The organism is Streptomyces sp. NPDC055078, from assembly GCF_053607985.1.
In genome coordinates this window covers 1-5,649 of the sequence record NZ_JBSGUP010000543.1, presented here as the reverse complement: position 1 = coordinate 5,649, position 5,649 = coordinate 1, and the positions used below count along the sequence as shown (strand labels likewise).

General features: G+C 73.2%; 5 protein-coding genes. 2 read left to right on the top strand and 3 right to left on the bottom strand.

What is annotated here, in order from left to right:
- Positions 1–112: 112 nt before the first annotated feature.
- Complete coding sequence (locus tag ACWF94_RS31545) at positions 113–568, top strand: RICIN domain-containing protein (protein WP_453496186.1); 456 nt, start codon at positions 113–115, stop codon at positions 566–568.
- A 118-nt stretch (positions 569–686) separates the two neighbouring features.
- On the opposite strand, the gene ACWF94_RS31540 is transcribed toward ACWF94_RS31545, so the two are convergent.
- The 3 genes from ACWF94_RS31540 to ACWF94_RS31530 all read right to left on the bottom strand — a co-directional run bounded on the left by ACWF94_RS31540 (position 687) and on the right by ACWF94_RS31530 (position 3,669).
- On the bottom strand, positions 687–1,547 hold the full coding sequence (locus ACWF94_RS31540) for a class I SAM-dependent methyltransferase (RefSeq protein ID WP_453496183.1): 861 nt from the start codon (positions 1,545–1,547) through the stop codon (positions 687–689).
- Between the two features lie 145 nt (positions 1,548–1,692).
- On the bottom strand, positions 1,693–1,998 hold the full coding sequence (locus ACWF94_RS31535) for a 4a-hydroxytetrahydrobiopterin dehydratase (protein WP_453496179.1): 306 nt from the start codon (positions 1,996–1,998) through the stop codon (positions 1,693–1,695).
- A gap of 129 nt (positions 1,999–2,127) precedes the next feature.
- Positions 2,128–3,669, bottom strand: a complete 1,542-nt coding sequence (locus ACWF94_RS31530; protein WP_453496176.1) for an ATP-dependent DNA ligase — start codon at positions 3,667–3,669, stop codon at positions 2,128–2,130.
- A 955-nt stretch (positions 3,670–4,624) separates the two neighbouring features.
- On the opposite strand from ACWF94_RS31530, the gene ACWF94_RS31525 reads away from it, so the two are divergent.
- Positions 4,625–5,649, top strand: a 1,025-nt coding sequence (locus ACWF94_RS31525; RefSeq protein WP_453496173.1) for an MAB_1171c family putative transporter, incomplete at its 3' end; no start/stop codon positions are given.

Here is a 5,649-nt window from a genome sequence, read left to right as displayed (position 1 = left end):
CCCTCGCCGTACCGCCTCGCGCGGACGGCGAGGGCGCGCGTCCGCCCTGCTCAGACGTTTCGTACGATCGTGTGGCGACAACGTCACACAGCTGAGCGAGGAGTGCGGGACATTGAGCGGGGCTCTTCCATCCGGCCGCTATCTGGTGCGGAACGTCGGCAGCGGACTGCTCCTTGAGGTGTACCGGGGGGTCAGGGGCAGCGGTGCCGTCGTCCAGCAGGGCAAGGAGAACGGCACCACCGCGCAGGAGTGGCAGATCGATCCGGTCCCCGGCGGCAGCGGGCTGCATCACTTCGTGAGCGTCGCCGGCGGCAAACGCCTCGACGTCGCCGACGCCTCCACCGAGAACGGCGCCCGTATCCAGCAGTGGCGCCCCAACAACTTCGGCGCCCAGGAGTGGATCATCGAGCGCCATCTCGACGCGCCGGGCACCGTCGCCATCGTCAGTTTCATCAGCGGTCTGCTGCTCGAAGTCGCCGACGGCAGTACGGAGGACGGCGCGCGGGTGCAGCAGTGGGAGGACACCGACTCCCCCGGCCAGCAGTGGCGGCTGGAACCCTGCCCCTGACCCGGTCGGCGGCCCTGTGTCCCCTGCCCCCTCTCCCCTGACCCGGTCGGCGGCTCTGTGCCCCCGTCCCTGTCGCCTGCCCCCTGCCCCCCGGGGCCCGGTCGGCCCCGCGGCCCGCTCAGCGCCGGGCGGTGTGCACCGTACGCGCCTCAAGCAGCGAGGCGTCCGGGCGGCGCAGCAGACTCTGCGCGTCGTCGGGGTCCAGCAGCCGGTCCAGTACGGCGATGTCGTCGTCCGCGAGCAGCTCGGCCAGGGTCTCGCGCTGGCGGGTGAGGGCGTGCACCAGGTGTTCGCGGACGGCATACGGCAGCGGTGCGGGAACGTCCAGCAGGAAGGACCGGGTTCCGCTCGGGTCCAGGCCCGCGGCGGTGAGCAGGGCACGCCAGTCCTCGGTCTCGTCCTTCGTACCGGGCAGCGCGGCCCGCATCCGCCGGAACCACTCACTGTTGGCGACCTCCAGCCGGGACTCAAGACCCGGCCGCCCCATCCCGATGTCGCGCGGCAGCCGGCGGGCGGGCAGTCCGCCCTCCACCAGCGCGAGCAGTCCGCCGGGCCGCAGCAGCCGGGCGAGATCGCGGAGGGCGCCGCGCTGGTCGCCGATGTGGTGGACCATATTGCCCGCCCAGATGAGATCCGCCTCGCCCAGCGTGTCCAGTTCGCCAGGGAGTTCGGCGTGCAGCGCCTGGAATCGGTCGCCGATCCCGGCGCGCTCGGCGCGGGCCCGCGCCCGGTCCAGCAGCTGCGGGGTGGCGTCGACGGCGACCACGTCGGCGTACGGGAACGCCTCGGCGAGCAGCGGGATCAGCACCCCCGGGCCACTTCCGATGTCGATGATCCGGCGGACCCCGGCGGGCGGCAGCAACTCGCCGAGCCAGGCCGCCGCCTGCCGGTACATCGGACTCCCGATCTCGGCGCCGCGCTCCAGCAGGGGGCCCAGCTCGTCCCAGTCCAGCTGGATTGGATCATGGTGATGACTCATGGCATCAGAGTGGCGCAGAGATGCCATGACCGCGAGTTGCGTTGCGGTTTCGGCAACCGACCGCCGCCGGTGCGGTGCTCCTGGGGACCGGTGCCGCCCACCCGGGTGCGGGCCGCGCCCGGGTCAGCTCGGCGCCACGCCCGGGTCAGCTCGCGCCGTGGCCGGGGGCGATGGACTCCACGCGCTCGGCGAGGGTGAAGTCCCTCTCGGTGACCCGGCCGCCCGCGTCATGGGTGTGGATGGTCAGCGAGACGGTGTTGTACCCGAGCGTGATGTCCGCGTGGTGGTTCAGCCTGTCCTGGATTCCGGCGATGTGCACCACCATCGCGGTCGCCGCGAAATGGTTGGCGAGCCGGTACGAGCGGGCGATGCGGTCGTCTTCGAGCGACCAGCCGGGCAGCTCCCGCAGCCGGTCCTCGATCTCCTTCAACGACAACGGCTCTGTGGTCATGAGCGGGTCCCTTCTCGTACGTGTCGGGGTCACCATAGGGTTCATGCCCGGTTCGGGCCCCGCCACCACGGCGCGGCGCGGGCGGTGTCGCCGAGCGCGCCGGACGGCGGGTGGTCCCGTGGGCGCGGTTCAGCCGCGGGAGTCCAGGACCTGCTGGACGGTGTCGGCCTCGGTGGCGGGTTTGTCGGCGCGGTGGCGCAGGACCCGGGCGAAGCGCAGGGTGACCCCGGCGGGGTAGCGCGAGGAACGCTGCACCCCGTCGTAGGCGATCTCCACCACCAGTTCGGGACGGACCCGTACGGTGAAGCCGTCGTCCTCGACGGCGAGTTCCGTCAGCCGCCGCGTCTGCCAGCGCAGCATGTCGTCGGTGAGCCCCTTGAAGGTCTTGCCCAGCATGACGAAGGAACCGTCGGCGGCCCGGGCCCCGAGATGGAGGTTGGAGAGCAGGCCGGTGCGCCTGCCATGGCCCCATTCGGCGGCCAGGACGACGAGGTCGAGGGTGTGGACGGGTTTGACCTTCAGCCACGCCCGGCCGCGCCGGCCGGCGACATAGGCCGCGTCGAGCGCCTTGACGAGCACCCCTTCGTGCCCTCGGTCCAGCGTCGCGGCCAGGAAGTCCTCGGCGGCGTTGAGCTGTGCCTCGTCCCCGGGGTCGGTGACGACGGTACGGCGGACCCGCATCGGCTCGGGGACCAGCCGGGCGAGCACGGTGTGGCGCTGTGCGCCGGGGAGGTCGAGGGTGTCCTCGCCGTCGGCGGCGAGGACGTCGAAGAAGACCGGCGACACGGGCAGGGCGGCCCGGGCCGCCGCGACGTCGACGCGGGAGCCGACGCGGGAGGCGGTCTCCTGGAAGGGGACGGGTCGGCCGGTGACCGGGTCCAGGACGATGACCTCACCGTCCAGAATGAACTGATCACCCATCAGCAGCCGGGCCGCTTCGGTGACTTCGGGCAGCCGGTCGGTGATGTCGTCGAGCGACCGGGTGTAGATCCGGGTGCCGTCGCCACCTCGGTGGACCTGGACGCGGATGCCGTCGAGCTTCTCCTCGACGGCGCAGGGGACGCCGAGGGTCCGTACGGCCTCGGTGACCGACTTCGCGGTGTGGGCGAGCATCGGCTGCACGGGGCTGCCGACCCGCAGCCGGAACCGGGTGAGCGCGGCGGGCCCTTCCGCGAGCAGGGCCGCCGCCACGCGGGGCAGCGATCCGTCGAGCATGACCGCCCGGCGGACGGCGTCGGGAGGTGCCCCGGCCGCCCGCGCCACGGCCTCCAGGGCGACGGCGTCGAGCGCTCCCTGCCGTATCTCGCCCAGCAGCAGCCGGACGAGGAACCGCTGCTCCTCAGCGGTGGCCGAGGCCAGCAGTTCCCGTACGAGCGCGCCGCGCGCGGCCCGGGAGCCGGGGCCCTGGAGTCCGGCGAGCGCGGTGAGCGCGGCGTCGGTGGCGTCGACGGTGAGCGTGGGGGTCCCGGCGGGCGGCGGCGGGTCCTTGACGCTGCTCCAGCCGACGCCGATCCGGCCCTGTGGCAGCCGCCCGGCGAGATAGGAGATGACCAGCGTGACCTGCTCGGGCCGGGTGTCGGCGAACAGTTCGGCGAGCAGGGCGGTCTTGCGCGAGCGGGCGGACGTCTCTGCCACGTCCCGTGACACCTCGGCGAGTCGAGCCAGCAGCATGCCGCCATCGTGCACCCCGGCGCCGGGCGCCGCACCCGCAGCGGCGGCCGTCGGCGCGGGTGCGGCAGGCCGGCCGTACGGCGGCCAAGGGGTGAGGAGGGGGTGAGGAGGGGGTGACAGGGAGTGGCAGGGGGTGCAAGGGGTGGCAGGGGGTGGCAAGGGGCACCTGGTCACGACTCCGTGGTCCGGTCACGGCGTCCGGCCCCTCGTCACGCCCGGACGCGAGGCTCCCCCGCCGGGCGGTCGTATCGTTTCGCCGGCGTTTGCCTATCCATGGGGCACATCACGCCATACGCACCCCCTCGGCTTCCCGCCCGGCCGCGACCGGGGGGTGGCCCCGGGGCGTATGGGGAGACCGTCGTGCGTGGGGCACATCCGTACGAAGTACGGTTGCGTGGGGGCGGAATCCCGAAGTGCCGTGGCACGGAGGGCTGTTGTATGACGCCGGGCTCCTGGTGCCCGCGTCGGGGACGGGGTTCGGGCCCGGACGGGTGGGGTGCTGTGTATGGCGGAAGCGGAAGCAGGGAGATGCGCCGGTCGTGGGCGCGGCCGGCGGACAGTGCCCGGCTGCCCCGGCGGCGGTTCCAGCGGCGCCCCCGGCGGCGGTTCCGGCGCAGTCCCCGGTGACAGCGCCGCCGCCGGGAGGGGTCCGGCCGGGCGGATCCGGACGTCGCCGGGGCACCGTGGGGCCCTGGCCTGAGATGGCTCCGCCTAGGGCGTTTCTGATGGATCAGGCTGGGTCAGGGAGCGGGGTCTGGTGCCGTGCATCGCAAGGCGGAGGAGGGAGTCCACGCGGTGGGGGTACCTCCCACGCCCCTGGGCGTAGGGGGCCGTCGGCGACTGACGACAACGCGGCGTGGGGGTACCTCCCGGGCCGCCAGGCCCAGGGGGAGTGCGGTGCCAGGGCACGCGAGCCCAGCAAGATCCATCAGAAGCGGCCTAAGGCCGGTGGCTCATGCGCGAGGTGAGCATGACCGTTCCGGCGGGCCTGCTGTTCGGGGCCTTCCTGCTGAAACTGCCCTGCCTGTGGCGCAACCGGGACGACCTTCTGCTGCGGGCGGTCTGCGGGCTGCTGCTCTTCGCCGGCCTGGTCTTTCTGCTCGCCGCCGTGCCGACGATCGCCGCGATCAACCGGATCGGCGGGGTGCCCAACCTGGCCGCACCCGTGGTCTACGGCGCCCTGACCGCCTTCAGCGGCGCCTGTGTCGTCCTGCTCATCATCTGGCGCGGCGGGACGACGGCGCGGACCCGGCGGGCGTCCCTGCGCTGTGTGGCCGCCTACGGCGCGGTGATCGTCGCCCTGATCGTCCTCTTCGTCCTCGGGGACGCCCCCGCCGAGCGGCTGCGGGATCTCGACACCTACTACGCGAACACTCCGTACATCCGCGAGATGATCGTGCTGTATTTGCTGGCGCACACGGTTGCGACCGTGGTGACGGCCGTGCTGTGCCGGCGCTGGTCCCGCCAGGTGACGGGTGTGCTGCGGACCGCTCTCGTATTGATCGTCAGCGGTTGTCTGCTCAATCTGGGGTTCGACGCGGCGAAGTTCGCGGCGGTCGGGGCGCGCTGGGCCGGACACGACTGGGACGCCCTGAGCACATATGCCGCGCCACCTCTGGCCTCGGCGTCCGCGCTGCTGGTCGGCAGCGGCTTCGTCCTCCCGCTGGTGACGCAGCGCCTCGGCAGCGGCCTGCACACAGCACTGCGCTATCTGCGGCTCGGCCCCCTGGAACGCCGGCTGACCGGTGCGGCCGGCCGGACGCCGTCGTGTGCCGCGATCGGGCGGTGGGCATCGCTCGAACTGCGGCTCACCCAGCGCGAGGCCGCGATCCACGACGGACTCATCGCGCTGCGGCCCTACTTCGACGCGGCGGTGCGCGATCGGATACGGGAGCGGGCCCTGGCCCGGGGCCAGGGCCCGGAGGCGGCGCGGATCCTCGCCGACGCCGGGATGATCGCGGCGGCCGTACGGGCCAGGGC

What these genes read in the sequence shown, in the direction of transcription:
- ACWF94_RS31540 (WP_453496183.1), bottom strand. Translation starts at nt 1,547, where the DNA reads ATGAGTCATCACCATGATCCAATCCAGCTGGACTGGGACGAGCTGGGC.
- ACWF94_RS31530 (WP_453496176.1), bottom strand. Translation starts at nt 3,669, where the DNA reads ATGCTGCTGGCTCGACTCGCCGAGGTGTCACGGGACGTGGCAGAGACG.
- ACWF94_RS31535 (WP_453496179.1), bottom strand. Translation starts at nt 1,998, where the DNA reads ATGACCACAGAGCCGTTGTCGTTGAAGGAGATCGAGGACCGGCTGCGG.